Consider the following 3,249-nt stretch of genomic DNA (forward strand, 5'->3'; position numbering starts at 1 on the left):
CTCAACATAAGGCTTGATTTATTATTGTATTGAATTGATAGTCAACTATTTATATACAAAAATCAAGCCTATTTTATGTTTTACAGCCTCTTTTTTAAAGCTTTTTCTTATCCCGAACTCACGTTAAAATATATCTTCTAGGGTATACCCGAGCATTTAATGCCAAAAACTCTTTTACAAAAAAAAAGTGGAATCAATCTACATTTAATAGATTGATTCCATTTTTAATAATTCTACTGTAATACCTATTTGTATTTACATAAATAAGACGTCGGTGTATCTACACGCACTTTGAATGATGCATTTGCCGCTACCTCAAACTGCTGTCCGGCTGAGAAAATTTGCCATGCAGTATTTCCAGGAAGCAACACTTTCATCTCACCCTCGATAATCAACATAGTTTCAGGTGTCGAAGTACCAAACTCAAATTCACCTGCCTCAATTACCCCTACGGTAGATTTACCACCGTTTTCATAAGCCAAAGATTTAACGGCTCCCTCAAAATATTCGTTTAAATTGATCATAACACTAAATTAATGATATGTATTGAAATTACAACACAAAGAACTTTTTATTAAGAATTTTAAATCTACATAATTAAAATCTTAAAGATATTTCAAAACATCACTGCTCATACAAACGATTTTATCTGTATATTATAAATCGAGTATAAAGTGGCATCTAAACACTATCAAGATAATTCTTCAACCTTACTAGATTTTATTAGTAATTCTAAACCAATCGAAGTCGGCTTGCCCCCCATCATTTAACGGGTTAAAACGAGAACAAAATAATCCAATCTTTGTACCAATCCATTTTCCCTCTCTCGCTTTAAATATTTTCCCTATAGGCTGGAAGTTTTTTCCGTCAAGACTGTAATAAAATTGCGCGGTGTTTGTATTTTGAAACTTCATCTGTAAATATACATTTCCATTCTTCAAAGTTACTGAAGCATTCACCCGCTCTTGACTACCCTTCTCTGCTCCATAACAGTCGATTTGAGATAATGTATAACCACGCTCATCATAATCGATTGACAAGAGTGAGTAATCCATACCTATAATGAGCAAGCCTGTTCGTTCATGTTTTGCTTGAGGGTTAGCTTTAAAATTTACTTTCGTAGTGACTGTAAATATTGGCCCTGGTATTTTCTGCAATAATAAATTTGGAACATCAAATAAATTCTTATAATGAGGTGCATTGGATACAGAATACAAAGAAAGTAAACCGTTAGATGCATTACAGTAATGCCACCAATCTTGTGGATTTCCATGCCATTGCCATTGCAGCCCTAATGTGTTAGAATTAAATTCATCAGACTCTTGTGGATGCTTCACATCTATTATTTTTATAGGTTTTTCAAATGTAGATGTTGGAAATCCAATTCCTTTTTGATTAGGATTTACTCCAATTACTGGCCAATTATCTCTCCAGGTCATCGGTTTCAAATGAATTATACGTCCAAATGCACCTGCATGTTGAAAGTGGTAGAACCAATCCTTGCCATCAGGTGAATCCACCCAGGCGCCTTGATGTGGGCCATTAATCTCTGTATTTCCCTGTTCCAACACGATTTTACGTTCGTAAGGTCTAAAAATTGATTTTGAACGCAAAACCGTCTGCCAACCAGTAGCCACTCCACCTGCCGGACAAAATATATAATAATAATTGTTTCGTTTATGCATTTTCGGACCTTCGATAGTTTTATCGATTTCATGCCCATCATATACAGTCTTGCAAGTGCCGATTGCCTTACGGCCATCAACGGAAAGTTTTGTGATAGCAATTAAACTTTTTATTCCTGCACGACTTCCCGCATAAGCATGTACTAAATAAGCATTTCCATCATCATCCCAAAAAGGACAAGCATCAATCAAACCTTTGCCTGCCTTAACCAGTACCAATGGTTCCCATTCTTTTCGGGGATCTGTGGTTTTGGTCATATATATCTCAAAATCTGGATCACCATAGTAAATATAAAATTCACCTTTATGAAATCGTATAGCAGGCGCCCAAATACCATTACCATGTTGTGTTTTATTAAAAAAATCAGTCGGAATTCCTTCGCCTTCTAATTTTGGTATGGCATGATTAATTATTTCCCAATGAATCATGTCTTTCGAGTGCAAAATTGGTAAACCTGGAATAGCATTAAAACTCGACGCAGTCATATAGAAATCATCACCGACTCTGATAACATCAGGATCTGAATAATCAGAATAAATTATAGGATTTTTATACTTTCCATTATTTAAATCCGGCTACCAAACTGAAGACACATAATTAGATTGAGCCTTTAAATTAACGACAGCTATAACAATCATCAGTATATGCAGACAGAGATTTTTCATCACGGAACAATTAGTAAATTAATTTATGTTGTTTATTCAAATAAAACTAACAAAACACTTACATTACACTTTACTGCTCTTCCCTTGAACTAATGATCAACAACATTGATATATATTTTTTTATTTACCACTGCTCCATTTAATTCCAAGCCTTCTAGCGTCAGTTCATATATACCAGGTGTGTCTGCTGTAAAGAAATCAAATTGTGCAAAACCCGATTTTCCAACTACAATACTAGGCTCCCAATGAATCGTAGAACGTAAATCATTAAATTTACTTCTATCCGTATCTTCAGAATAGACTGGTTTGAAAAATGAAGAATTGATATGAATCCCTTTAGGCGTATAATTAATTTGACCGTATTCTTTTTGATTCGAATTATAACCATCATGCCCGATTTTAGTAGTCAGAACCATAACAGTACCTACCTCTTCCTTAGGAACCGCCCCATAATATATACTCGAATAGGCCTTGTGACTAAGTATCTCAACAGATTCCATAGCTTCAATAGGAAGATTGCGTCCCGTTTCATGATCCAAATAACGACCATCTAAAAAAATAGAAATACCTGTTGGCCACTCGAAAGAATTATAAACCTGAATTCGATAATTAAAAAGCGTACAATTGGTTAGTTTTTACCGTTTGATATTTGATTGAAGGTTTCTTAGGGAAGAAACTGTATGCTGCTAATCCAGCTAAGATATTTACGATAAAGTTGATGAATGAACGATGTCTTGAATGCTCAATCTGACAGATGTTTTTAAGTTCGTCGTTCACAGTTTCTATAACTGATCTTTTTCTAAGCATAATCTTATCATTCATACTCATTAGGCTATTTTTCATCTTGTTTCGTATTCCGGTGACTAGATGTATTCCATCGATGAAAAGAATTTCAAAC

Annotated in this window: 4 protein-coding genes; all 4 read right to left on the reverse strand. The window is 34.5% G+C overall.

Annotation, left to right across the window (positions count from 1 at the left end; genetic code table 11):
* Positions 1-245: 245 nt before the first annotated feature.
* Positions 246-524: a pyrimidine/purine nucleoside phosphorylase gene (gene ppnP / locus FLS47_RS16780; RefSeq protein ID WP_149915482.1), complete on the reverse strand. Its 279-nt coding sequence runs from the start codon at positions 522-524 to the stop codon at positions 246-248.
* A gap of 189 nt (positions 525-713) precedes the next feature.
* Positions 714-2,228, reverse strand: a complete 1,515-nt coding sequence (locus FLS47_RS16785; protein ID WP_223225398.1) for a glycoside hydrolase family 43 protein — start codon at positions 2,226-2,228, stop codon at positions 714-716.
* Between the two features lie 212 nt (positions 2,229-2,440).
* The gene (locus tag FLS47_RS16790; protein WP_149915483.1) at positions 2,441-2,890 is read right to left on the reverse strand and encodes a hypothetical protein; all 450 of its coding nucleotides are present in this window, start codon (positions 2,888-2,890) and stop codon (positions 2,441-2,443) included.
* 70 nt (positions 2,891-2,960) lie between these two features.
* Positions 2,961-3,249 (reverse strand): transposase (locus FLS47_RS16795; protein WP_149915484.1); only part of this gene is annotated, 289 nt, incomplete at its 5' end.

Origin of the sequence: Sphingobacterium cavernae (genome assembly GCF_008520265.1) — a bacterium.
Taxonomy (GTDB): domain Bacteria; phylum Bacteroidota; class Bacteroidia; order Sphingobacteriales; family Sphingobacteriaceae; genus Sphingobacterium; species Sphingobacterium cavernae.